Source organism: Sphaerisporangium sp. B11E5 (genome assembly GCF_039871875.1).
Lineage (GTDB): Bacteria > Actinomycetota > Actinomycetes > Streptosporangiales > Streptosporangiaceae > Sphaerisporangium.
Genome location: NZ_JBDPMD010000032.1, coordinates 81255 through 102939, shown reverse-complemented (window position 1 = coordinate 102939; position 21685 = coordinate 81255). Strand labels below are relative to the sequence as shown.

Below are 21685 nucleotides of genomic sequence, written 5' to 3'. Positions count from 1 at the left end.
GGGGAGACCGTTTCAGGTGGAGGATTCGCGTGCGTCGAGGAGTTCCTCCCAGTGGTCCTGGGCCCAGGCGCAGGCGGCGTTCATGGGTTCGAGCATGCTGCGGCCGAGGGGGGTCAGGGCGTACTCGACTCTCTGGGCGGGGCCGGGGGTGCGGGTGATGAGGCCGTCGCGGGTGAGGGTGCGGAGGGAACTGGTGAGGACCTTCGGGGTGATGCCGCGTAGGGGGATGCGGAGTTCGGAGAAGCGGCGGGGGCCGGATTCCAGGCAGCGGATGATCATGCCGGCCCATTTGTCGCCGAAGCGGATGGGGGTGAGGCCGGAGGGGCAGACCTCGTCGAACATGTCTGGGCTCAGAGGTTCGGGCACAGGGCAACGGTAGCCGGTATCCAGGTGGTAACCACCTGCTTGGTTACCCTCCCAGGCGAGTGGCCGGTGATCAGGGCCGGCTCTGAGCACGTGAGGGGTCCGGATGGGCGGGATCGTGGTCTTCGGGGCGGGTGGCAGGGCGGGGCGGGCGGCCGTCCGGGAGGCGCGGGGGCGGGGGCATCGGGTGACGGCCGTCGTGCGGGACCCCGGTAAGTACGGTGAGCTGGCGGGGGACGGGGTGCGGGTCGTCGCGGGGGACGTCACCGACGAGAACGACGTCGCGCGGGCCGCCGAGGGACACGACGCGGCGATCAGCGCCGTGTACGACCCGGGGGCGTCTGCCGACGTCTTCTTCGTGGGGGCGGCTCGGGCGCTGCTGGACGGCCTGACGGAGGCGGGGGTGGGGCGGCTGGTGGTGGTCGGGCTGGCCTCGGTGCTGGAGACGGCGGCCGGGGTGCCGCTCATGGACACGCCGGGGTACCCGCAGGAGTACCGGGCGTTCTACCTGGGGCACGCCGCCGGGAACGAGGTGTTGCGGCGGACCGCCACCGAGGTCGACTGGGTGGTGGTCAGCCCGGCGGGGGACTTCGACCACGGCGGCGGGCGCACCGGGCGGTATCGTACGGCTCCGGCCGAGGCGGGCAGCCGCGTCTCGTACGCCGACTTCGCGATCGCGCTGCTGGACGAGATCGACCGCCCCCGGCACCATCGCACGCATCTCGGCGTCGAGGAGGGGTGATGGACGAGGAGATCGTGGACAGTCCGGACGCGTGGGTGGCCGAGCACATCCGCCGGTTCGTCGAAACGGATGGACAGCCCCGGCCCGGCATGAACGATTTGCTGCTGACGACACGGGGCCGCAGGTCCGGCAAGCCGCGCCGTACCGCCCTGCTCTACGCCCGCGACGGCGACCGGTACATCGTCGCGGCGTCCAACTCGGGGGCGGACACGCATCCCGCCTGGTATCTCAACCTGGTCGCCGAACCCGCGGCCGTGGTGCAGGTCGGCACGGAGAAGTTCCCGGTGGTCACGCGGACCGCCACGGCGGCGGAGAAGCCCCGGCTGTGGCGGCTGATGGTCGCGATGACGCCGGAGTACCAGCGGTATCAGGAAGGGACCGGCCGGGACATCCCCGTAGTGATCATCGAACGGGCGGGCTGATCGCCGGGGCCGGCGGACGCAGGGATATCGAAGGCGACGACCACCGGCCGGCCGCATCGACCCGGAGCGGCGGTCTGCCGCGCCGGCTCCAGTGACGACCCCCGGCCGGCCGCACCCCCCTTGCGCTGGCTATCGATTATCGATAAGTTTCGATCGCTGTTCGATCGAAAGGGGAAACGATGGGGAAGCTGCCGGTGCTCGCGCTTCGCGTCGTGCTCGTGATGTTGCTCGCTGGTTCCGTGTTCGTGCAGACGGTGATGGTGCCGCTGCTGGCCTCGGATCTGGAAGGGCTCCGCCCGGAGTACGCGTACCTGCGCGCACCGTTCCTTCTGATCATGGTGCTGGGTGTCGTAACGGCCCAGGTCGTCCTGGTCTGTGTGTGGCGGCTGGTGACCATGGTCAGACGCGGGACGGTCTTCTCCCACGCCGCCTTCCGGTACGTGCACATCGTGGTCGGCGCCTTCGTGGCGGCCGCCCTCCTGGTGTTCGCGCTCGGGTTCGTTTTGGCGCCGGGCGAGGCGGTCGCCCCGGGCGTGGTCCTCCTGGTGGGCGGGGCCGGCGTGGCGATCCTAGGGGTCGCGCTCGTCGTGCTCGTGCTGCGCATGCTCCTCGCCCAGGCCGTCGCACGCGACGTCGAGGCGGCGCGGATGCGAGCCGAGCTGGAAGAGGTCATCTGATGCCGATCGCCGTCGACATCGACGTGATGCTGGCCAAGCGGAAGATGTCCGTGGGCGAGCTCGCCGAGCGCGTCGGCATCACTCCCGCCAACCTGGCCGTCCTCAAGAACGGCCGCGCCAAGGCGGTCCGCTTCACGACACTCGCCGCGCTCTGCGAGGCACTCGAATGCCAGCCGGGCGACCTGCTGCGCTGGGAGACCGAGAAGACCGTCAACGGGTGACGGCGGCAACTGGTGGCCGCTGAATGACACCGTGGTTCGCTCATCAACAGAACGCGGCACTTGTCTGCGCTATAACGTCCGTGTTATGACATGGGGAGAGGTGGAGCTGGAACCCGAGGTCGAGAAGTGGTTCGACTCGCTCGGTCAGGACGATCAGGAGACGACGATCTTCTACATCGATCTGCTGGCTGAGCGTGGCGTACTTCTCGGTGAGCCGTACACCCGGCAACTGTGTGGCAAGCTTCGGGAGCTCCGATTTCACCTCTCGCGTGACGCGGTTCGCATCACTTACTGGATCGCTCCGGGCAGGCGCGTCATCCTGCTGACGGTTTTCCGCAAGCAGCGGATGCGGGAGATCGCTGAGATCGAGCGTGCGGTGCGGGTCATGCGGCGATGTGTCGCCGAGGCGCACACGGTGGACGAGGAGTGATCGGTATGGGGGAGCGGACGTCGTGGGCGGACAAGAGGGCCGAGGTCATGGGCCGGCCCGGTGCCGGGGCCGCGTATGAGGCTGCGCGGCTCAGGTTCGAGCTCGGGGAGGCTGTCCGGCGGCGGCGGGAGGAACTTGGGCTGACGCAGGCGCAGTTGGCGGAGCGGGCGGGGCTTCAGCAGCCCGCTGTCGCCCGCTTCGAGGCCGGAGGGACCATGCCGACGATTCCGCTGTTGGAGCGGTTGGCTGAGGCGCTTGAAGTGCGGCTCAGTGTTGGGTTCCAGCCGCTTCGGGAGGCGGGGTAGTCACGGCAGGGTGAGGATCTCGCTGCCGGTGTCGGTGACGACGATGGTGTGTTCGAACTGGGCGGTGCGTTTGCGGTCGCGGGTGACGGCCGTCCAGCCGTCGGGCCACAGGTCGTACTCGATGGTGCCGAGGGTGAGCATGGGCTCGATGGTGAAGGTCATGCCGGGGACGAGGGTGACCGTGACGGACGGGTCGTCGTAGTGGGGGACGATCAGGCCTGAGTGGAAGCTCGTCGAGATGCCGTGGCCGGTGAAGTCGCGCACGACGCCGTAGCCGAAGCGTTTGGCGTAGGCGGAGATGACGCGGCCGACGATGTTGAGCTGGCGGCCGGGGGCCACGGCCTTGATGGCGCGCATCATGGCTTCGCGGGTGCGTTCGACCAGGAGGCGGGACTCCTCGTCGACCTCGCCGACCAGGTACGTGGCGTCGGTGTCGCCGTGGACGCCGCCGATGTAGGCGGTGATGTCGATGTTGACGATGTCGCCGTCGCGCAGCACGGTGTCGTCGGGGATGCCGTGGCAGATGACCTCGTTGATCGAGCTGCACAGGGACTTGGGGTAGCCGCGGTAGCCGAGGGTCGAGGGGTAGGCGTCGTGGTCGCAGAGGAACTCGTGGCCGATGCGGTCCAGCTCGTCGGTGGTGACGCCGGGGGCGACGTGCTTGCCGACCTCTTCCAGCGCCTGGGCGGCGATGCGGCCGGCCACGCGCATGCGCTCGATGGTCTCGGGCGTCTGGATGTCGGTGCCGCCCTTGCGGGGCTCCTTGCGGCCGACGTACTCCGGGCGCTCGATGTGGGCGGGGACCTTGCGTGGGGGCGAGAGCCGTCCGGGCCGGAGCAGAGTCGTCATGGCGCCAAGTCTAGTTCCGCTCCCACAGGGCAAGATGTGGCAGAGACCGAGCGTGGCGGACGTTCCGGGTGAGCCACCCGGTGAGGAGGGCGACATGTCCGGTGACCAGTGGTGGTTCTGCCTGAAGCACATGGCGGTGGAGCCGGAGAAGGGCTGCCCCAACAAGGACCGCCTCGGTCCGTACCCGACCCGCGAGCAGGCCGCCGCGGCCCTGGAGACGGCCGCCGCCCGCAACAAGTCGTGGCAGGAAGCCGACAAGAAGTGGGACGACGACTAGCACGTGTCCCGTGAGGTGAGCCGGGAACGTCCGGGCCGGGCCGCGCAGGAGCGAACCCGATCACGTCGGCGTTGTCCTGAAGTTCGCCGAACGTTCACGACAGAGGCTGCGGCGCACGCCTGGGCAGGGTAGTCGCCAAGCATGCGCTACCACGTGCTGGCATGCGACTTCGACGGAACGCTCGTCCGCAGAGGGATCCTGGCCGACGACACGCTCACGGCGCTGGAGCGGCTGTCCCGCGCCGGCGTGCGGCTGGTGCTGGTCACCGGGCGTGAGCTCGACGACCTGCTCGGGGTTTTCGAGCATCCGCGCCTGTTCGATCTGATCGTCGCCGAGAACGGCGCCGTGCTCTACGATCCTGGCCGGCGCATCCGGGAGAGCCTGGCCGAGCCGCCACCGCCGGAGCTGCTGGAGCGGCTGCGCGCCGAGGGCGTCTCCCCGCTCACCACCGGTCAGGTGATCGTCGCCACCAGGGAGCCGCAGGACCAGAAGGCGCTGGCCGTGATCCGCGACCTGGGGCTGGAACTCCAGGTGATCTACAACAAGGGCGCCGTGATGGTGCTGCCCGCGGGGGTGAACAAGGCGAGCGGCCTCGCCGTGGCGCTGGACCGGATGAAGGTCTCCCCGCACAACGTCGTCGCGGTCGGGGACGCGGAGAACGACCACGCCTTCCTGGCCGCCGCGGAGTGCGGGGCGGTGGTCGCCAACGGGCTGCCCGCCCTCAAGGACCGCGCCGACCTGCGCCTCACCAAGGAGGACGGCGCGGGCGTGGCGGAACTGGCCGAGATGCTGCTGTCCGGCGAGCTGGACACGCTCGACGTCGCGCGCGGGCACGTCCTGCTGGGTCATCGCGACAACGCCACCGAGGACGAAGGCGCGGACGAAGGCGGCCGTGAGGTGCGGCTGCCGTCGTACGGCACCGGGGTGATGGTGGCGGGCCCCTCAGGAAGCGGCAAGTCGACCACGACGACCGCGCTGCTGGAGCGGCTGATCGAGACGGGCCACCAGTGCGTGGTCATCGACCCCGAGGGCGACTACAGCGAGTTCCCCGGCATCACCGTGCTGGGGGACGCCGACCGGGTCCCCGGTGTGGACGAGGTGCTGCGGCTGCTGGAGGAGCCGCGACACAGCGTCGTGGTCAACCTCATCGGCATGCAGCTCCGGCACCGGCCGGCGTTCTTCACCGAGGTGTTCCCCCGCCTGGCGGGCCTGCGCACCCGCCTCGGGCACCCGCACTGGGTGGTGGTCGACGAGGCGCACCACCTGATGCCGGCCGAACTCCCGGAGATCGCGGTGAAGTCGGCGGCGGACGTGGGCTCGTTGCTCATGGTGACCGTCCATCCCGAGGCCGTGAGCCCGGCCGCGCTGCGCCTCGTGGACACCGTCATCGCCGTCGGCAAGGAGCCCTCCGCCGCACTGGAGGCGTTCGCCCGCGCGAGGAACCTCGACGAGCCGTCCGTCGCGGAGTCCGGGACGGGGGACCTGGTGATGTGGACGGCCGGCCGAGACCAGGCCGAGTCGCTGCGGCTGGTCCCGGCGCGTGCCGAACGCACCAGGCACCGGCGCAAGTACGCCGCGGGCACCATGTCCGAGGACGAGAGCTTCTACTTCACCGGCCCCGAACGGCGGCTGCGGCTGCGGGCCCGCAACCTGCACACCTTCGTCGAGCTGGCCGAGGGCGTCGACGACGACACCTGGTCGCACCACCTCGGGGCGGGGGACTACTCGCGGTGGATCAGGGAGTCCCTCGGCGACGCCGGCCTCGCCGGTGACGTGGCCGAGGTGGAGGAGGCCGGCCCCGACGACAGCAGGCAGCGGATCACCTCGTTGATCGAGGAGCGCTACACCCTGCCGGCCGAGCCCGCCAGCTATGACCCCGGCCACGACGAGGAGGACTGGCCGGAACAGGAACGCCCGGGTACCGGCGGATGACGGGAGCGGCCCTGACGGGCCTGCGGCGCGCCTAGGATGCGGTCATGGTCGCCGTGCTGGAATGTGTGGTTCTGGACTGTCCGAAGCCGCTGGAGCTCGCGGAGTTCTACCGGGCGCTGCTCGGTGGGGACGTCAACCGGACGGACCGGCGGTGGTCGCTGGACGACGACTGGGCGACGCTGCACCTGCCGTCCGGCAACGTCTTCGCGTTCCAGCGGGTGGAGGACTACCGGCCGCCGCGGTGGCCGGACCCGGCGCACCCGCAGCAGTTCCACCTGGACTTCGGTGTGCCTGATCTGGAGCGGGCGCACGAGGTGGCGCTGGCCGGCGGGGCGACGGTGCTGGAGGACTCCGAGGGCACGAGCTGGCGGGTGTACGCGGACCCGGCGGGGCACCCCTTCTGCCTGGTGTACCACCGGTGGTTGTCAGAGGGGCAGCAGACGGTCGGCCAGTGAGCGGGCCGTGGCCTCCAGGGCGGTGAGGTCGATGCCGGTGCGGCCCATGAAGACCAGGCCCTGCCGCACGGTGAGGAGCTCGCGGGCCAGGGCGCCGGGGTCGGCGGTGGCGGGGATGTCACCTTCCCGCTGGGCCCTCGCCACGTAGCCGGCGATCATTTCGGTGGCCTTCTCGTAGGTGCGTGCGGCTTCGGCTCGGACGTCGGGGTCGGCGGCGGCCAGCTCGCAGGTGGTGTTGAGCAACATGCAGCCGCGGCGTGCGGTCTCCGCGTCCGCCACGGGGGCCGTGAGGAGCAGGCGCAGCGCCTCCACGGCCCGGGGGGCGGAGTCCATGATGTCGCACAGGGCGGCGTGGTTCTCGTCGGCGTACGCGCGCAGGGCCGTCAGGAAGAGGCGGTGCTTGTCGCCGAAGGCCGCGTACAGGCTGCCCTTGCCGAGGCCGCTGACCCTCATGAGGTCCTCCAGGGACGTCGCGGCGTAGCCGGCGTCCCAGAAGTGGTCGCGTACGGCGCGCAGCACCTGCTTCTCGTCGAACGACCGCGGACGTGCCATGCGTTCAAGGATACCCGTTGTTGACCGTTCGGTCCATAACCATGCATAGTGGACCGTATGGTCAAGAACTCGGTACTCGACACGACACCGGACGCGGACCTGCGGGGCAAGCGCGTCCTCATCACCGGCGGCAGCAGGGGCATCGGCCTGGGCATCGCCCGGCGCCTGGTCGCGGGCGGCGCCGCGGTGGTCACCGCCGCACGCGCCCCGGGCGAGCCGCTGCCCGGCACCACGTTCGTCAAGGCGGACGTCCGCACCGCCGAGGGCGCGCGGGCCCTGGCCGAGGCGGCCGCGGCCGAGCTCGGCGGCATCGACATCCTCGTGAACAACGCCGGGGCGGCCCGGCCGTACCCCGGCGGTGCCCTGAGCATCGACGACGCGGAATGGCGCGACGCGCTCGACATCAACTACCTGGCCGCGGTACGGCTCGACGCCGCCGTGGCGCCGATCATGGCCGAGGCGGGCTCGGGCGTGATCGTGCACGTCTCCTCGATCGTCGCGCTGGCGCCGTTGCCGGCCGTCCTGCACTACGCGGCGGCCAAGGCCGCCCTCATCGCCTACAGCAAGGGCCTCGCGGCCGAGCTGGCGCCGAAGGGCGTGCGGGTGATCACCGTCAGCCCGGGGCAGGTCGCCAGCCCCGGCGCGGACGAGCTGAGGCGCGAACTGACCCGCGGCACGGACATCGACCCGTCCGCCCTGCAGGCCGGGATCCCGCTCGGCAGGATCGGCGACCCGGTGGACATCGCCGAGCTGGTCGCCTTCCTGGTGTCCGGCCGTGCCTCCTGGATCACCGGCACCAACATCGTGATCGACGGCGGCGAGCACCCGGCGCTGTGATCACTCCGGGACGCGGGGCCCGGTGATGCGCTCGGCCAGCCGGGCCAGGCGGTCGAGGAGCCGGGCCCGGGAACGTGACGTGTCGCCCGCGGCGGCGCTCACCAGGTGCTGGGCGGCGTCGAAGGTGAACACGCCGTCCTTCGGGGGCACGCTGAGGGCGTCGTGGGCGAGGTACTCCAGCTCGGGGTCCCCGCCGTCGAGGGCGATGATCGTGGCGCCGGTGCGGCGGGCGTCGTCCACACGTTCCAGCAGCGGCACCGGGGCCTTCTGCTCGGTGACGACGAAGACGGTCTCACCCCGGCCCGCGGCCTCGACCCGCTCCATGCCGACGGACAGGTGAGGCGGGGCGCCCGGGGGCGGGGACCAGCGGATCAAGGTGGGGGCGAGCTGGACCAAGCCGGACAGGCGGGCCTCGTCGTCGAGGTGGGCGGTGAGGTGCCAGGGCTCCTCGTCCGGGGAGCCGACCACCAGCAGTCCGCCCGGGGTACGGGTGGCGCGCAGGCAGAGGCCGAGCTCACGGGTGCGCTCGACCCAGCCGCTCGTGGAGAGCACATCGCGCAGGAAGGCCACCGACGCAGCGTCCATGGCCTCCATGGTGCATCAGCGTCCCCGCCGCCGTCCCGCGAAGCGCCGCTCGGCCGAAGTGATGTGGCGGAGTGTGGAACGGCGTGGCCGTGTGCGGGTCGGATGCCCCGGGATCCGTCGTGGCTGGCATCATCGGGAAGATCCGCAGGGAATGAGGAGACCATGGGCGACGATGTGGACGGGCTGACGATCGGCATCCTCGGGGGGACCGGCGATCAGGGCAAGGGGCTGGCCCGGCGGTTCGCGCTGGCCGGTCACCCGGTGCTGATCGGGTCGCGGAACGCGGGCCGGGCCGAGGAGGCCGCGGCGAGCCTCGGCGACCTGCCGGTGCGCGGCGCGGACAACGCGGCCGTGGCGTCCGAGGCGGACGTGGTGATCGTGGCGGTGCCGTGGGAGGGGCACCGCGCCACGCTGGAGTCGCTGCGGTCCGAGCTGGCCGGGAAGATCGTGGTGGACTGCGTCAACCCGCTGGGGTTCGACAAGCAGGGCGCCTACCCGCTGGCGGTCGAGGAGGGCAGCGCCGCCCAGCAGGCGGCGGCGGTCCTGCCGGACAGCCGCGTCGTGGCGGCGTTCCACCACGTGTCGGCCGTGCTGCTGCTCGACCCCGCCGTGGAGCGGGTGGACCTGGACGTCCTGGTGCTGGGGGACGACCGCGCGGCCACCGACCTGGTGCAGGCCCTCGCGAACCGCATCCCGGGGGCCCGCGGCGTGTACGGCGGGCGGCTGCGCAACGCGTACCAGATCGAGGCGCTGACCGCGAACCTGATCTCGATCAACCGGCGGTACAAGGCGCACGCGGGGATCCGGATCACCGACGTGTGAGCCCGGCGAGGTATGACAAAACTGACAAATGGTGTGCTGGACGTCATTCTTAGCCGCATGACCTCTTTGCACTTCGACAGCCGTGCCGTCCACCTCCCCGTCCCTCCGCTGGACGGCGCGCGGCCCATGGCGCCGCCGCTCTACCAGACCTCGGGGTTCGCGTTCGACGACCCGGCGGTGCTGGCGGACGGGCTGAGCCGGCCGGACGGGGCCTTCGTGTACGGGCGGCTCAGCAACCCGACGGTGCGGACGCTGGAGGAGGCCGTGGCCGGGCTGGAGGGCGGGGTGGCGGCGGTCGCGGCGTCGTCCGGCATGGGGGCGATCAGCTCGGTGCTGCTCGGGCTGCTCAAGCCCGGGGACCACCTGATCGCGCAACCCGCCCTGTACGGCGGCACGGCCGGGCTGATCGCGGACCTGGCGGAAAGGTTCCAGATCGCGGTCACCTACGTCGCCCAGGACGACCCGGAGGCGCTCCGGGCGGCGATACGGCCGCAGACACGGCTGCTGTACCTGGAGACCATCGCCAACCCGATGACGCAGGTGGCCGACATTCCCGGCATGTGCGCGGTGGCACGGGAGGCCGGGCTGGTCTCCGTGGTGGACAACACCTTCGCCTCGCCGGTGTTGTGCCGGCCGCTCGAGCACGGGGCGGACATCGTGCTGCACTCCACCACCAAGTACCTCGGCGGGCACAGCGACGTGCTCGGCGGCGTCGCGGTGTTCGCCGACGACACGCTGTACCGCACGGTGTGGTCGTACGCCATCGAGCTCGGCGCCACCCCGGACCCGTTCGGCGCGTGGCTGACGCTGCGCGGCATGCGCACCCTGTCGCTGCGCATGGTGCGCCACTGCGAGAACGCCCGCGTGCTCGCCACCCGCCTCGCCGGTCACCCCGCCGTCGCGGCCGTGCACTGGCCAGGACTGCCGAGCCACCCCTCGCACGAGCTGGCCGCCACGATGATGCCCGACTTCGGAGGCATGTTCGCGTTCGACCTGGCGGGCGGCCGGGAGGCCGGGGAGCGGTTCATGAGCGCCGTACGTCTGGCGCTGCTCGCCCCGTCCCTCGGCGGCCTGGAGACCCTCGTGATGCACCCGGCCACCACCTCGCACCGCATGTTGTCCCCCGAGGAGTTGGCCGAAGCGGGAATCGGGCAGGGAAGCGTGCGGGTGTCGACCGGCATTGAGCACGCCGAGGACCTGTGGGCCGACTTCGCGCAGGCGCTCGACAAGAGTTGACATCCGCCACGAAGTGTCAGGAAACTGCCAGGCCGGACGCGGGGAGACGAGGGAGCCGTACATGGTCGTGACACGCAGGGACGTCGAGCTGGCCGCCACCCGGATCGGCGCCCACGTGCGCCGCACCCCCGTCCTCCAGGACACCCCCGAGCTGGCGCTGAAGCTGGAGCTCCTCCAGCACGGCGGCTCGTTCAAGGCCCGCGGCGCCTTCAACCGCATGCTGGCGGCCGGCGACCTCCCCGAAGCCGGGGTGATCGCCGCCAGTGGCGGCAACCACGGCGTCGGCGTCGCCCACGCCGCCCGCGTACTGGGTGCCCGCGCCGAGATCTTCGTCCCGGAGATCTGCTCCCCGGTGAAGGTCGAGGGCCTGCGTGCCCTGGGCGCCCACGTCACCCAGACCGGCGCCATCTACGCCGAGGCCTACGAGGCGTCCGCCAAGCGCGCCGCCGAGACCGGCGCCCTGGAGATCCACGCCTACGAACAGCCCGACGTCATCGCCGGCCAGGGCACCCTGGGTCTGGAACTTCTCGACCAGACCACCGGATTCGACACCGTCCTGATCGCCGTCGGCGGCGGCGGCCTGGTCGCCGGCGTCACCGCCGCCCTGGACGGCGCCGCCAAGGTCGTCGCCGTCGAACCGGCCCTCATCCCCACCCTGCACGACGCCCTCGCCCACGGAGGCCCCGTCCAGGTCCCGGTGAGCGGCGTCGCCGCCGACGCGCTCGGCGCCAGCCGCATCGGCCGCGCCGCCTACGACACGGTCGCCGCCGCCGGCGTCCGCTCCCTCCTGGTGGAGGAGACCGCCATCATCGAGGCACGCGAACACCTGTGGCGCACGTACCGCATCGCCGCCGAGCACTCCGGCGCCACCGCTATGGCCGCACTCCTGTCCGGGGCGTACGTCCCGGACGCGGGCGAGCGGGTCGCGGTGGTCGTCTGCGGGGCCAACACCGATCCGTCGACGCTGGTGTGAGAAGGTCCGTGCCGGGCGGGCCGGCACGGACCTGGACGGGTCAGCGGTAGCTGTGTTCGGGGGTGGGGAAGGCGCCTGAGACCACCTCGTCGGCGAAGGCGCGGACGGCGTGGTCCATTTCGGTCGCCAGGTCGAAGTACTTCTTCACGAACTTCGCCGGGTGGGGGGTGAGGCCCATGAGGTCCTGCCACACCAGGACCTGGGCGTCACAGGCGGGGCCGGCGCCGATGCCGATGGTGGGGACGGACAGGGCGGCGGTCACCCGTTCCGCGAGGTCGGTGGGGACGCATTCCAGGACCACGGCGAAGGCGCCGGCGTGCTCCAGGGCCTTGGCGTCGGCCATCAGCTCGTCGCCGGACTGGCCGCGGCCCTGCACGCGGTAGCCGCCGAAGACGTTCACCGACTGCGGGGTGAGGCCGAGGTGGCCCATCACCGGGATGCCGGCGGAGACCAGCGCCTCGACCTGGGGGAGGACGCGTCGGCCGCCTTCCAGCTTGACGGCGTGGGCGCCGGCCTCCTTCATGAAGCGGGCCGCGGACTCCAGCGCCTGCTGCGGGGACGCCTGGTAGGAGCCGAACGGGAGGTCCGCGACGACCATGGCGCGGGAGGAGCCGCGGACCACGGCCGCGGTGAGCGGGATGAGGTCGTCCACGGACACCGGCAGTGTGGAGTCGTAGCCGTACACGACCATGGCGGCGGAGTCGCCGACCAGCATGACCGGTATGCCGGCCTCGTCGAACACCCGGGCGGTCATCGCGTCGTAGGCGGTGACCATGGGCCATCTCTCGCCTCGCTCCTTGGCGGCGGAGATGTCGCGGACGGTTACTCTTCGGCCTGCCTTACCGCCGTACAACATGGTCGGTGAGCTGGACATACGTGAAACAGAGGACATCGTAGATCCCTCCAGCCTCGTGGCGCCCTTGTGGCGTCCCCGGACGGTCAGCATCATCGCACGCGCGACCTTCCTGACAACACCGGGGAGAGCCCTTCCTCGTCCCCGCAGACCGGCCGGCCGTGCCCGGCCCTTCGATGCGCCTGCCCCCGTTCCACGCGCTCAGGCTTGACTTCCGGTGCGGTTCGCGCCGGGAGGCCGGTGGCCTGGCCGAATCACCAAGATCCCTAAAGGGGCGCTGAAGCCGCGCCGACGTGGGTGAGGGGGCCCGGAACCGGATGTCCCCGGCGACTTGGGACGATATTTCGATACGGGACGGTTGCGTATCGTTGATCCGCGGACTACGGTTGCATTGCGAAACTACCGCGTATCGAAACTTATGTACCAGCTCTAATGGGGGGCAAGCGAGTGGAAACGACGTCAGGGCACCCGCGCCGATGGCAAGTCCTCGGTGTGATGGTGTTCAGCCTGCTGGCGATCGTTCTGGACAACACGATCCTCAACGTGGCCCTCAAGGTCATCTCCGACCCTGTGGCCGGGCTCGGCGCCACGCAGAGCCAGCTCGAATGGGCCATCAACTCCTACACGCTGGTGTTCGCCGGCCTGCTGTTCACCTTCGGGGTGCTGGGTGACAGGTTCGGCCGCAAGCGGATGCTGCAGATCGGCATGATCCTTTTCGGCCTGGCGTCCCTGGCCAGCGCCTACGCGCAGGACCCGGCACAACTGATCGCCGCCCGCGCGGCGATGGGGCTCGGCGGGGCCGCCGTGATGCCCGCCACCCTGGCGATCATCTCCAACGTCTTCGCGCCCCAGGAGCGCGGCAAGGCCATCGGCATCTGGGCGGGCGGCGTCGGCCTGGCCGTGGCCATCGGCCCGATCACCGGCGGCATCCTGCTTGAGCACTTCTGGTGGGGATCGGTCTTCCTGGTCAACGTGCCGGTCGTCGTCATCAGCTCGGTGCTGATCGCGCTGATCGTGCCCGAGTCCCGCAACCCCGACAAGGCGCAGCTCGACCCGCTCGGCGTGCTGCTGTCGATCATCGGTCTCGTCGGCGTCGTGTACGGCATCATCAAGGGCGGCGAACTCGGCCGGGTCACCGACGTCGAGGTGTGGCTGCCGTTCCTCGCGGGCGCCGCGGTGCTCGGGCTGTTCATCCGGCACGAGAAGCGGACGGCGCACCCGGCGTTCGACGTGCGGGCCTTCGCCATCCCGCGGTTCTCGACGGCCGTCGCGAGCGTCGGCATCGTGTTCTTCTCGATGATGGGCGTGATGTTCTTCCTGGCGTTCTACCTGCAGATCGTCAAGGGGTACGGCCCGCTGCAGGCCGGCGCGCTGGTGTTGCCGTTCGCGGCGGCGCAGCTCATCTTCTCCCCGCTCAGCGCCGGCATGGTGCGGCGGTTCGGCGGCAAGCGGGTCGCGACGATCAGCATGATCCTGATCGCGGGGTCGTTGATCGGATACGCCTTCCTGCAGGTGGACACGCCGATCTGGATGTTCGAGGCCCTCGGCTTCGTGCAGGGCGCCGCGATGGCCAACATCGGCGCTCCCGCCACGGAGGCCGTCATGTCGTCGCTGCCCCGCGAGAAGGCCGGGGTGGGGTCGGCCATGACCAACACCGTGCGGCAGGTGTCGGGCGCGCTCGGCGTCGCGATCCTCGGCTCGGTGCTGTCGGCGGTCTACCGCGACAACATCGCCGGCTCGCTCGCCGTGCTGCCCGAGGACGCGCGGCACGTCGCCGGCGAGTCGATCACCGCGACCATGGGGGTCGCGCAGTCGCTCGGCCCGCAGGGCGCGGCTCTCGTGGAGCCCGCGAAGGAGGCGTTCATGAACGGCATGCACGTCGCCGCGATCGCCGCCGCCGTGGTGGCGCTCCTCGGGGCGGGCGTCGTGGCCAAGTGGCTTCCCGGTAAGGAAGCGGTCGCGGTGCCGGTGACGAGTCCGGAAAACAAGGAACCGGCAGTAGTGTGAACAAACCATGGTGACTGATCAGGTTGGGACGGCCCGCACCCCGGGCCGTCCCCGCAGCGAGAAGGCCGAGAAGGCGATCATCGAGGCGACCATCGACATGATCGCCGAGGGTGCCACGGTGTCGGAGGTCTCCATCGAGGCCATCGCCGCCAGGGCCGGCGTCGGCAAGACGACCATCTACCGCCGGTGGTCCGGCAAGGAGGACCTGGTCCTCGACGCCCTGGCCAGCCTCAAGGCGCCGCTCCCGGCCCTGGACGCCCCGACGGTACGTGAGAACGTCGTCCGCTACCTCGCGGCGATGCAGCACGAGTCGCACAACCGCCGCACCCGCTGCATCATGAACATCGCGATGAGCGAGTCCGAGCGTTTCCCCCACCTGGCGGAGCGTTTCCGCGAGATCGCCATCAAGCCCCGCCGCGAGGCCCTGCGATCGGTCCTCCAGCAAGGAGTGGCCTCCGGCGAACTCCGCCCCGACACCGACGTCGAAGTCGCCATGGCGTCCCTGACGGGCGCCATGCTGTTCTTCACCAAGTGGCGCGACAACGACGACCCCCTCCCCGCCGACCTGGCCGACCGCATCGCCGACCAGGTCCTCTCCGGCCTCCGCCCGTAGCGGGCGAGGGAGAGGCGCGCCCGGACGGCTGGGGGTGCCGGGCGAGGCCGGCTCGGGGAACGCCGGATCCCGACGTCCGTGAGAACGCCGGGCCCTGACGTCCGTGAGAACGCCGGGCCCTGACGTCCGTGAGAACGCCGGGCCTTGGCGGCCTGGGATCCTCCCGTCCTGGCGGCCCGGGAACGCCGCGTCCTGACGGGCCGGGAACGGCAGGCCCTGGCGGGCCGGGGTCCGGTGCGTCGGACCCCGGAGGTGGTGGGTCAGGTGGTGGGGGTCTCGCGCCAGCGGTTGGTTATGGGGAGGCGGCGGTCGCGGCCGAAGTTCTTCGGGGTGATCTTGGGGCCGGGGGGGTACTGGCGGCGCTTGTATTCGGCCAGGTCGACCAGGCGGATGACGCGGGCCACCAGTTCGGGGTCGTGGCCGGCGGTGATCAGGTCGGCCTTGCCCATGTCGTGTTCGACGTAGTCGGCGAGGAGGCGGTCCAGGACGTCGTACGGCGGGAGGGAGTCGGTGTCGCGCTGGCCGGGGCGTAGTTCGGCGCTCGGCTCCTTGGTGATGGAGTTCTCGGGGATGGGCGGGGCGGGGAAGTCGTGGAGGAGGTCCGAGCCACGGCCGGTCTGGGAGTTGCGCCAGCGGGACAGGGCCCAGACGGTGGTCTTCAGGACGTCCTTGATGGGGGCGTAGCCGCCGGCTGAGTCGCCGTAGAGGGTGGAGTAGCCGGTGGCCAGCTCGCTCTTGTTGCCGGTGGTGAGGACCAGGTGGCCGTGTTCGTTCGACAGGCCCATCAGGAGCATGCCGCGGACGCGGGCCTGGAGGTTCTCGGCGGCGAGGCCGTGGAGGTCGATCTCCTTCTCGAAGGCGTCCACGATGCCCTCGATGGGGACCAGGCGGGAGTTCACCCCCTGGCGGTCCACCAGGTCGCGGGCGTCGGAGATCGAGTGCTCGGAGGAGTGCAGGGACGGCATGAGGACCACGTGCACACGCTCGGGTCCGACGGCGTCGGAGGCGATGGTGGCGGTCAGGGCCGAGTCGATGCCGCCGGACAGGCCGAGGACGACCGAGCGGAAGCCGTTCTTGGTGAAGTAGTCGCGCACGCCGAGGACCAGGGCGGAGTAGACCTCCTCCAGGTCGTCCAGCCGGGGCGCCACGACCGGCGGCTCCGGCTCGTACGGCGGCAGCGGGGCGGCGGACAGCTCCAGCCGTTCCACGGTGATCATGGTGCCGTCGCCCGCGTCCACCGGGAACGACCCGGGCCGCGCGGCGGGGTCGGCGGCGGGCAGCTCAAGGTCGGTGACCAGCAGCTCCTCGCGGAACTGCGCCGCGCGGGCGATCAGCTCGCCGTCCGCGCCGACCACGATGGAGTCGCCGTCGAAGATCAGCTCGTCCTGCCCGCCGACCTGGTTGGCGTACGCGAGCGCGCACCCGGCCTCGCGGGCCCGGCTCGCGCACAGCGCCAGCCGCACGTCGTCCTTCTCCCGCTCGTACGGTGAGGCGTTCGGCACCACCAGCAGGCCCGCCCCCGCCTCGCCCACCGCGCGCACCGGGCCGCCGTCCTGCCAGAGGTCCTCGCAGACGGCGATCGCGACGTCCACTCCGTGGAGCCGGAAGATGGGCAGCCGGTCGCCGCGCACGAAGTAGCGGTACTCGTCGAACACGCCGTAGTTGGGCAGGTGGTGCTTGGCGGTGCGGACGACCACCCGGCCGCGGTGCAGCAGCGCCGCGGCGTCCAGCGGAGCACCCTTGGGCTGGCCCGCGCGGGGCGCCATGCCGGAGCGGTCGACATACCCCACCACCACCGGGAGGTCGCCGAGGCCCTCGGTGTGCAGCCGCGCCGCCACGGTCTCCAGCGCCGCGATCGAGGCGTCCACGAACGACGAGCGCAGCACGAGGTCCTCCACGGGGTAGCCCGTGAGGAACATCTCGGTGAAGACCACCAGGTGGGCGCCCTGGTCGGCGGCCCGGCGGGCCCAGTCGATCAGCGTGGCGGCGTTGGCGGTCAGGTCGCCGACCACCGGGTTGGTCTGAGCCAGAGCGATTCTCAGTTGAGGCACGGACTCCACTTTACGTGCGGGCGACCCGCACGCACCGGACCGGCCCGGGCCTGTGGAAAACCGGTAATCTGGACCCTCAAGTCCAGAAACCGGAGGTGGGGATGACCCGCGCGCTGACCCCGAAGGGCGCCGCGACCCGGCTCAGGATCATCGAGGGCGCCGCCGCCGAGATCCGCGAGAACGGGGTGGCGACCACCACGCTGGACGACGTCCGGGTGCGGACCGGCACGAGCAAGAGCCAGCTCTTCCACTACTTCCCCGAAGGCAAGGAGGAGCTGCTGCTCGCCGTGGCCCGTCACGAGGCCGAACGGGTGCTCACCGACCAGCAGCCGCACCTCGGCGCCCTCACCTCGTGGGACGCGTGGCGGGCCTGGCGCGACACCGTGGTGGAGCGCTACCGCCGCCAGGGACGCCACTGCCCGCTCAACGCGCTCATGTCGCAGCTCGGGCGCAGCACCCCCGGCGCGCAGGCGGTGGTCAACGGGCTCGTCGACCGGTGGCAGGCCGAGCTCGCCGCCGGGGTGCGGCACCTGCAGGCCGCCGGCGAGGTGGACCCCGGCCTGGACGCCGAGCGCACGGCGTCCTCGATCCTCGCCGGTGTGCAGGGCGGCGTCATGCTGCTGATGTCCACGGGCCGCGTCACCCACCTGGAGGCGGCCCTGGACACCGGCATCGAGCACCTGCGGCGCAGCCGCCCCGCTCCCGTGTCAGGTGACGGCGCGGTCCGGGGATGAGCCGGCGGCGGCGAGGTCGTCCGGGACGGTGACGCCGTCCACGTCCCCCAGGGTCTCCACGGGGTGCGCGGTCGCGGACCGGCGGCGGACGGCCGGGCCGAGGGCGAGCATCCCCGCCCCGCTGAGCACCCCGAGGGCACCCACCGACAACCACAGGGTGGCGGCGCTGTAGGACAGCAGCCAGGTGCCGATCAGCGGGGCCAGCATGCCGCCCCCCGACCAGGCGAAGCCGTACACCCCGCTGTACCGGCCGCGCAGGTGCGGCGGGGCCAGGGCCGCGACGATGGTGGCCGCCATGCCCGCGGTGGCGATCTCGCCGAGCGTCCAGACGACGACCGTGCCCGCGTAACCCGCCGCCGTCGAGACGAACGTGGTCAGCGCGTACCCCACCCCGACGACCGCCATGCCGATGGCCAGCATCCGGGTCGGGTCGCGACGCGCCAGCCAGTGGCTCACCAGCGGCTGCACGAGCACGATCAGCACGCCGTTCACCGCCATGGCGAGGCCGTACGCGGCGGTGGACAGGCCCTGGCCGGTGATGGCCAGCGGCAGGGTGGTGTACGCCTGCAGGTACACGAAGGTGAAGGCCAGCGAGATCGCGACGTACGCCATCATCAGCCGGTCCCGCAGCACGTCCCCGAAGCCGCCCGGCGCGTGCCCCCGCTCCGGCCGGGTCTCGGGGACCGCCCGCCACACCAGCACACCGAAGATCACCGAGGTGACGGCGTCGATCCAGAACAGCCACAGGAAGCCCGACTGCGCCAGCCACCCGCCCGCGACCATCGCCACCGCGAAGCCGAGGTTGATCGCCCAGAACAGCAGCCCGAACGCCCGCGACCGGTCGTGCGGCGGGATCAGGTCGGCCACCAGCGCCTGCGAGGCCGGGCGGTAGGCGTCCACGACCAGGCCGAGCACCGCCATCACCGCGAGGATGGCGGGCAGCGACGTGCTGTACCCGAGCAGGATCATCATGACCGCGGTCGCCACCATGCCGCCGGTGAGGGTGGCGCGCCGCCCCAGCCGGTCGGTGAGCCAGCCCGCGACGAGCTGCGACAACAGCGAGCCCACGCCGAACACCGCCATGACGAGGCCGGCGGTGGCCAGCGACATGCCGCGGGCCTGGGTCAGGTAGACCCCGATGAAGGGCTCGACCATCGTGCCGAGCCGGTTGACGAAGGTGCCGCCGAAGAGCACCCAGAATGCCTTGGGGAAACCGCCGGCCCTGGTCCGCAGGAACGAGGCCGCGGTGGTCACGCCACTCACCCGATCCACCCTGGCGACGTCACGGAGGGCCTGCCACTCCTTTAGGCTCGGCTAAAAGGTGGCTGGGGGATCCACAGGGGGCGCAGGTCATGGGCATCGAATGGCGGTTCGGGACGGACGACCTGGCGCGGATGCGGTTCGCGTTCTCGCCGCTGTGGGAACTGGTCGCCAGCCTGCGGGTGCTGAGGTCACCCGCGCGGCACTCGCTGCACCTGCCGTGGCTGCGCGCCGTACGCCCCAGGCTCGGCGGCGTGGACCTGTCCGAGGTGTTCGCCCTGGCGCCGACCCAGGGATACATGGCCGACTTCCTGACCCCGCCGCCGGACACCCCGCTGCCCGACTTCAGCGCCGAACTGGACCGTGTGCGGGCCACCGACCCCGCCCGCGCCGCCGAGGAGGCCGGGTGGGCGGTCACCCCCGACACCCAGGCCATCGCCCGGTTCCGGGCCGACCCCGAGGCCGGCGTCCAGCGCGTCGCCGACACGCTGGGGGCGTACTGGGAGATCGCGCTGGCCGAATACTGGCCCCGGGTCTACGCCCTGCTGGAGGCCGACGTGATGTGGCGCGCCCGCCGCTTCGCCACCGGCGGCGCCGCCGAGCTGTTCGCCGACCTGCACCCCTCGATCCGCTGGGAAGGCGACCGCCTGATCGCCGCCAAGACCTACTGCGACGCCGGCGACCTGGCCGGCGACGGCCTGCTCCTCGTCCCCAGCGCCTTCCGCTGGCCCGACATCGCCATCATGACCCTTCCCTACCGCCCCATGCTCGTCTACCCCGCCCGCGCCGTCGGCACCCTGTGGGACCAGGGCCCCACCCCCGAGCCGGGCGCCCTGGCCGCCCTGATCGGCACCACCCGCGCCCGCCTCCTCCTCACCCTCTCCCAGCCCGCCTCCACCACCTCCCTGGCCCGCCGCCTCTCCCTGACCCCCGGCGCCGTCTCCCAGCACCTCTCCGTCCTGTCCGGCAACGGCCTGGTGACCCGCCACCGCCAGGGAAGAGAAGTCCTCTACCACCGCACCCCCACCGCCGACTCCCTCATAACCGGCCCCTGACCCTCGGCGGTCTGGACGCTGTGCCGCCGTCGTGCGTGGTCGGTTCGGGCGGCAGGTCGCCGGGTCAGCACAGGAACGGGCGGGTGGTGGGGAGTGCGGTCAGTGTCCCGCGGTGGGGTGGTGGTTCTCGGTGTTCGGCTTGCCTGTCGCCTACGTCACTTCGTGCCGCCGCGCCGTGCCGATCGGTGTCTGCGCGAGCGATCTGCCCGCTCGCGTCGGTGCCCTGGGCGGCCGGGGCGGGAGCCGATGGCCCGGGCGCCGGCGCCTGGCCGTCCGGAACCGATGGGCCACCCGGCCCCGCCGACATCTGGTCCCGCGGGCCGGGCCGTGCTGGGTCGGGTGGGCCGGGCGACGTCAGGTCCCGTTGTGCCGGGTGTCGTGGCGCAGGCGACGTCAGGCCCCGTTGGGTCAGGTCTTGTGGCCCGGGCGACGTCAGGTCCCGCGGGGCGAGTCGTGCCGGGTCCGGGTGTGTCGGGTCTTGTGGCCCGGGCGATGTCAGGTCCCGCGGTCCGGGCCGGGTCAGGTCTTGTGGTGGGGGTGGTGTGAGGTCGCGTGAGGCGAGTGGTGGCCGGCCGCGTCGGCCGGGTGGCGGCTGGTGCCGGGGGCCGGGTGACGGTGAGGCCTGTGGGGTGGTGCGGGAGGTGAGGGCTCGGGTGGGGGGTGGGGGTGAGGCGACCGAGGGGCTGTACAGGCGGTGGGGGGTTCGTTGGATGGTGGTGGGGTGGAGGTGGATTCCTCCGCTGGTGAGATGGTGGCCGTACATGTCCGTGATGCGGACGGTGTACGGGCCGGGGCCGGCGCCTCTTGAGGCCACCCAGTAGTTGTCGGTGGCGCGGGGCAGGCGGCGCCATGTGGCGCCGTCGCGGATCTCCAGGGTTCGTAGCGGGTTGCCGTGGTCGACGACCTGGATCGCGAGCCAGTGAGGGGATGAGCCTGGTTTGAGGCGGAAACCAACCGGGCGGGCCATCTGGGGGTTGCGGGCGGTGTGGTACCGCACGCGGACCCGGGACGGGCCCGGGCCGGCGATGCGTTCGAAGGCCTCGCGGCTCATGTCGAGTTCCCCGAGGGCGCAGGTGCGGCACTCCTCGACCACCTGTACCCGGACCGTGCCGAGGGGGCCGGTGACGTCCAGGTGGCTGCCGCACGCGGCGGCGGCGGCGAACTCCGCGGAGGACACGGCGGCGACGGGGAGAAGGGGGACGGAGGGCAGGTCGCAGGTCGGGCGGGGTGGGGGAGCGGCCGTGGCGCAGGCGGCGTCGCGGCCGGTCTGGGCACCCAGGACGATCAAGGTGCAGGCTGCCGAGATCCAGGCCGTCCAGGCGGCTCGTCGCAGCGCTGAGCCGTGCCGCCGCTCCACGCTCATATGCTCCCCGCCCCCAGGGCATTGACGAACACACAACGAGATGATGGTGTCACATTACGTGACAGGGGGTG

The 21685-nt window shown here is 71.7% G+C and carries 25 protein-coding genes; 17 read left to right on the top strand and 8 right to left on the bottom strand.

All coding sequences use genetic code 11. From position 1 onward, the window contains the following. Positions 1 to 12 precede the first annotated feature (12 nt). A complete protein-coding gene (locus ABGB17_RS25875) occupies positions 13 to 366 on the bottom strand; it encodes a helix-turn-helix domain-containing protein (RefSeq protein WP_347633958.1) in 354 nt (117 codons plus the stop codon). Positions 367 to 469: 103 nt separating this feature from the next. On the opposite strand from ABGB17_RS25875, the gene ABGB17_RS25870 reads away from it, so the two are divergent. The 6 genes from ABGB17_RS25870 (at position 470) to ABGB17_RS25845 (ending at position 3160) form a co-directional block, all read left to right on the top strand. After that, a complete protein-coding gene (locus ABGB17_RS25870) occupies positions 470 to 1105 on the top strand; it encodes an NAD(P)H-binding protein (RefSeq protein WP_347633956.1) in 636 nt (211 codons plus the stop codon). Continuing rightward, complete coding sequence (locus ABGB17_RS25865) at positions 1105 to 1527, top strand: nitroreductase family deazaflavin-dependent oxidoreductase (protein ID WP_347633954.1); 423 nt, start codon at positions 1105 to 1107, stop codon at positions 1525 to 1527. Before ABGB17_RS25870 ends, ABGB17_RS25865 begins: the two co-directional genes overlap by 1 nt. 179 nt (positions 1528 to 1706) lie before the next feature. After that, complete coding sequence (locus tag ABGB17_RS25860) at positions 1707 to 2204, top strand: DUF2975 domain-containing protein (RefSeq protein ID WP_347633952.1); 498 nt, start codon at positions 1707 to 1709, stop codon at positions 2202 to 2204. Next, on the top strand, positions 2204 to 2425 hold the full coding sequence (locus ABGB17_RS25855) for a helix-turn-helix transcriptional regulator (RefSeq protein ID WP_347633950.1): 222 nt from the start codon (positions 2204 to 2206) through the stop codon (positions 2423 to 2425). The genes ABGB17_RS25860 and ABGB17_RS25855 overlap by 1 nt, the downstream gene beginning before the upstream one ends. Before the next feature lie 85 nt (positions 2426 to 2510). Then, positions 2511 to 2855 carry a type II toxin-antitoxin system RelE/ParE family toxin gene (locus tag ABGB17_RS25850; protein WP_347633949.1) on the top strand — a complete coding sequence of 115 codons (345 nt, stop codon included), beginning with the start codon at positions 2511 to 2513 and terminating at the stop codon, positions 2853 to 2855. Positions 2856 to 2860: 5 nt separating this feature from the next. Beyond that, entirely contained in the window at positions 2861 to 3160 is a 300-nt protein-coding gene (locus ABGB17_RS25845; protein WP_347633947.1) for a helix-turn-helix transcriptional regulator, read from the top strand. Here ABGB17_RS25845 and map read toward each other — a convergent pair whose 3' ends face one another. Continuing rightward, on the bottom strand, positions 3161 to 4009 hold the full coding sequence (map, locus tag ABGB17_RS25840; protein ID WP_347633945.1) for a type I methionyl aminopeptidase: 849 nt from the start codon (positions 4007 to 4009) through the stop codon (positions 3161 to 3163). Positions 4010 to 4103: 94 nt separating this feature from the next. Between map and ABGB17_RS25835 the strand changes: the two genes are divergently transcribed. From ABGB17_RS25835 to ABGB17_RS25825, 3 genes are all read left to right on the top strand, one after another. Then, positions 4104 to 4286: a hypothetical protein gene (locus tag ABGB17_RS25835; protein WP_347633943.1), complete on the top strand. Its 183-nt coding sequence runs from the start codon at positions 4104 to 4106 to the stop codon at positions 4284 to 4286. Between the two features lie 141 nt (positions 4287 to 4427). Continuing rightward, a complete protein-coding gene (locus ABGB17_RS25830) occupies positions 4428 to 6218 on the top strand; it encodes an HAD family hydrolase (RefSeq protein WP_347633941.1) in 1791 nt (596 codons plus the stop codon). A 44-nt stretch (positions 6219 to 6262) separates the two neighbouring features. Continuing rightward, positions 6263 to 6673 carry a VOC family protein gene (locus tag ABGB17_RS25825; protein WP_347633939.1) on the top strand — a complete coding sequence of 137 codons (411 nt, stop codon included), beginning with the start codon at positions 6263 to 6265 and terminating at the stop codon, positions 6671 to 6673. Here the strand turns inward: ABGB17_RS25825 and ABGB17_RS25820 are convergent. Continuing rightward, positions 6644 to 7225 (bottom strand): TetR/AcrR family transcriptional regulator, encoded by a 582-nt coding sequence (locus ABGB17_RS25820; protein WP_347633937.1) that lies wholly within the window; start codon positions 7223 to 7225, stop codon positions 6644 to 6646. The genes ABGB17_RS25825 and ABGB17_RS25820 overlap by 30 nt on opposite strands. Before the next feature lie 57 nt (positions 7226 to 7282). On the opposite strand from ABGB17_RS25820, the gene ABGB17_RS25815 reads away from it, so the two are divergent. Further along, positions 7283 to 8062 (top strand): oxidoreductase, encoded by a 780-nt coding sequence (locus tag ABGB17_RS25815; RefSeq protein ID WP_347633935.1) that lies wholly within the window; start codon positions 7283 to 7285, stop codon positions 8060 to 8062. Here ABGB17_RS25815 and ABGB17_RS25810 read toward each other — a convergent pair whose 3' ends face one another. Continuing rightward, positions 8063 to 8647 (bottom strand): hypothetical protein, encoded by a 585-nt coding sequence (locus tag ABGB17_RS25810; RefSeq protein ID WP_347633933.1) that lies wholly within the window; start codon positions 8645 to 8647, stop codon positions 8063 to 8065. Between the two features lie 162 nt (positions 8648 to 8809). Between ABGB17_RS25810 and npdG the strand changes: the two genes are divergently transcribed. The 3 genes from npdG to ABGB17_RS25795 all read left to right on the top strand — a co-directional run bounded on the left by npdG (position 8810) and on the right by ABGB17_RS25795 (position 11678). After that, complete coding sequence (gene npdG, locus ABGB17_RS25805) at positions 8810 to 9469, top strand: NADPH-dependent F420 reductase (protein WP_347633931.1); 660 nt, start codon at positions 8810 to 8812, stop codon at positions 9467 to 9469. 57 nt (positions 9470 to 9526) lie between these two features. After that, on the top strand, positions 9527 to 10705 hold the full coding sequence (locus ABGB17_RS25800) for an aminotransferase class I/II-fold pyridoxal phosphate-dependent enzyme (protein WP_347633929.1): 1179 nt from the start codon (positions 9527 to 9529) through the stop codon (positions 10703 to 10705). A 61-nt stretch (positions 10706 to 10766) separates the two neighbouring features. Beyond that, on the top strand, positions 10767 to 11678 hold the full coding sequence (locus ABGB17_RS25795; RefSeq protein ID WP_347633927.1) for a threonine/serine dehydratase: 912 nt from the start codon (positions 10767 to 10769) through the stop codon (positions 11676 to 11678). 40 nt (positions 11679 to 11718) lie between these two features. On the opposite strand, the gene panB is transcribed toward ABGB17_RS25795, so the two are convergent. After that, positions 11719 to 12552 (bottom strand): 3-methyl-2-oxobutanoate hydroxymethyltransferase, encoded by an 834-nt coding sequence (gene panB, locus ABGB17_RS25790; RefSeq protein WP_347633925.1) that lies wholly within the window; start codon positions 12550 to 12552, stop codon positions 11719 to 11721. A gap of 474 nt (positions 12553 to 13026) precedes the next feature. On the opposite strand from panB, the gene ABGB17_RS25785 reads away from it, so the two are divergent. Then, positions 13027 to 14538 carry an MFS transporter gene (locus ABGB17_RS25785; protein WP_347633965.1) on the top strand — a complete coding sequence of 504 codons (1512 nt, stop codon included), beginning with the start codon at positions 13027 to 13029 and terminating at the stop codon, positions 14536 to 14538. A gap of 7 nt (positions 14539 to 14545) precedes the next feature. After that, entirely contained in the window at positions 14546 to 15151 is a 606-nt protein-coding gene (locus ABGB17_RS25780) for a TetR/AcrR family transcriptional regulator (RefSeq protein ID WP_347633923.1), read from the top strand. Positions 15152 to 15411: 260 nt separating this feature from the next. Here ABGB17_RS25780 and ABGB17_RS25775 read toward each other — a convergent pair whose 3' ends face one another. After that, positions 15412 to 17202 carry an NAD+ synthase gene (locus ABGB17_RS25775; RefSeq protein ID WP_347633921.1) on the bottom strand — a complete coding sequence of 597 codons (1791 nt, stop codon included), beginning with the start codon at positions 17200 to 17202 and terminating at the stop codon, positions 15412 to 15414. A gap of 101 nt (positions 17203 to 17303) precedes the next feature. Here ABGB17_RS25775 and ABGB17_RS25770 point away from each other — a divergent pair, with 101 nt between their 5' ends. Next, complete coding sequence (locus ABGB17_RS25770; protein WP_347633919.1) at positions 17304 to 17936, top strand: TetR/AcrR family transcriptional regulator; 633 nt, start codon at positions 17304 to 17306, stop codon at positions 17934 to 17936. Here the strand turns inward: ABGB17_RS25770 and ABGB17_RS25765 are convergent. Then, complete coding sequence (locus ABGB17_RS25765; RefSeq protein ID WP_347633917.1) at positions 17910 to 19199, bottom strand: MFS transporter; 1290 nt, start codon at positions 19197 to 19199, stop codon at positions 17910 to 17912. The genes ABGB17_RS25770 and ABGB17_RS25765 overlap by 27 nt on opposite strands. A gap of 89 nt (positions 19200 to 19288) precedes the next feature. On the opposite strand from ABGB17_RS25765, the gene ABGB17_RS25760 reads away from it, so the two are divergent. Continuing rightward, positions 19289 to 20251: a DUF5937 family protein gene (locus tag ABGB17_RS25760; protein WP_347633915.1), complete on the top strand. Its 963-nt coding sequence runs from the start codon at positions 19289 to 19291 to the stop codon at positions 20249 to 20251. A gap of 64 nt (positions 20252 to 20315) precedes the next feature. Here ABGB17_RS25760 and ABGB17_RS25755 read toward each other — a convergent pair whose 3' ends face one another. Continuing rightward, a complete protein-coding gene (locus ABGB17_RS25755; RefSeq protein WP_347633913.1) occupies positions 20316 to 21614 on the bottom strand; it encodes an expansin EXLX1 family cellulose-binding protein in 1299 nt (432 codons plus the stop codon). Positions 21615 to 21685 lie beyond the last annotated feature (71 nt).

Coding starts and splice junctions, on each gene's coding strand:
- ABGB17_RS25850 (WP_347633949.1), top strand. CDS start 2,511: ATGACATGGGGAGAGGTGGAGCTGGAACCCGAGGTCGAGAAGTGGTTC.
- ABGB17_RS25860 (WP_347633952.1), top strand. CDS start 1,707: ATGGGGAAGCTGCCGGTGCTCGCGCTTCGCGTCGTGCTCGTGATGTTG.
- ABGB17_RS25760 (WP_347633915.1), top strand. CDS start 19,289: ATGGGCATCGAATGGCGGTTCGGGACGGACGACCTGGCGCGGATGCGG.
- ABGB17_RS25820 (WP_347633937.1), bottom strand. CDS start 7,225: ATGGCACGTCCGCGGTCGTTCGACGAGAAGCAGGTGCTGCGCGCCGTA.
- ABGB17_RS25825 (WP_347633939.1), top strand. CDS start 6,263: ATGGTCGCCGTGCTGGAATGTGTGGTTCTGGACTGTCCGAAGCCGCTG.
- ABGB17_RS25865 (WP_347633954.1), top strand. CDS start 1,105: ATGGACGAGGAGATCGTGGACAGTCCGGACGCGTGGGTGGCCGAGCAC.
- ABGB17_RS25780 (WP_347633923.1), top strand. CDS start 14,546: ATGGTGACTGATCAGGTTGGGACGGCCCGCACCCCGGGCCGTCCCCGC.
- ABGB17_RS25785 (WP_347633965.1), top strand. CDS start 13,027: ATGGTGTTCAGCCTGCTGGCGATCGTTCTGGACAACACGATCCTCAAC.
- panB (WP_347633925.1), bottom strand. CDS start 12,552: ATGTCCAGCTCACCGACCATGTTGTACGGCGGTAAGGCAGGCCGAAGA.
- ABGB17_RS25830 (WP_347633941.1), top strand. CDS start 4,428: ATGCGCTACCACGTGCTGGCATGCGACTTCGACGGAACGCTCGTCCGC.
- ABGB17_RS25855 (WP_347633950.1), top strand. CDS start 2,204: ATGCCGATCGCCGTCGACATCGACGTGATGCTGGCCAAGCGGAAGATG.
- map (WP_347633945.1), bottom strand. CDS start 4,009: ATGACGACTCTGCTCCGGCCCGGACGGCTCTCGCCCCCACGCAAGGTC.
- ABGB17_RS25815 (WP_347633935.1), top strand. CDS start 7,283: ATGGTCAAGAACTCGGTACTCGACACGACACCGGACGCGGACCTGCGG.
- ABGB17_RS25770 (WP_347633919.1), top strand. CDS start 17,304: ATGACCCGCGCGCTGACCCCGAAGGGCGCCGCGACCCGGCTCAGGATC.
- ABGB17_RS25870 (WP_347633956.1), top strand. CDS start 470: ATGGGCGGGATCGTGGTCTTCGGGGCGGGTGGCAGGGCGGGGCGGGCG.
- ABGB17_RS25810 (WP_347633933.1), bottom strand. CDS start 8,647: ATGGACGCTGCGTCGGTGGCCTTCCTGCGCGATGTGCTCTCCACGAGC.
- ABGB17_RS25835 (WP_347633943.1), top strand. CDS start 4,104: ATGTCCGGTGACCAGTGGTGGTTCTGCCTGAAGCACATGGCGGTGGAG.
- ABGB17_RS25795 (WP_347633927.1), top strand. CDS start 10,767: ATGGTCGTGACACGCAGGGACGTCGAGCTGGCCGCCACCCGGATCGGC.
- ABGB17_RS25845 (WP_347633947.1), top strand. CDS start 2,861: ATGGGGGAGCGGACGTCGTGGGCGGACAAGAGGGCCGAGGTCATGGGC.
- ABGB17_RS25755 (WP_347633913.1), bottom strand. CDS start 21,614: ATGAGCGTGGAGCGGCGGCACGGCTCAGCGCTGCGACGAGCCGCCTGG.
- ABGB17_RS25800 (WP_347633929.1), top strand. CDS start 9,527: ATGACCTCTTTGCACTTCGACAGCCGTGCCGTCCACCTCCCCGTCCCT.
- npdG (WP_347633931.1), top strand. CDS start 8,810: ATGGGCGACGATGTGGACGGGCTGACGATCGGCATCCTCGGGGGGACC.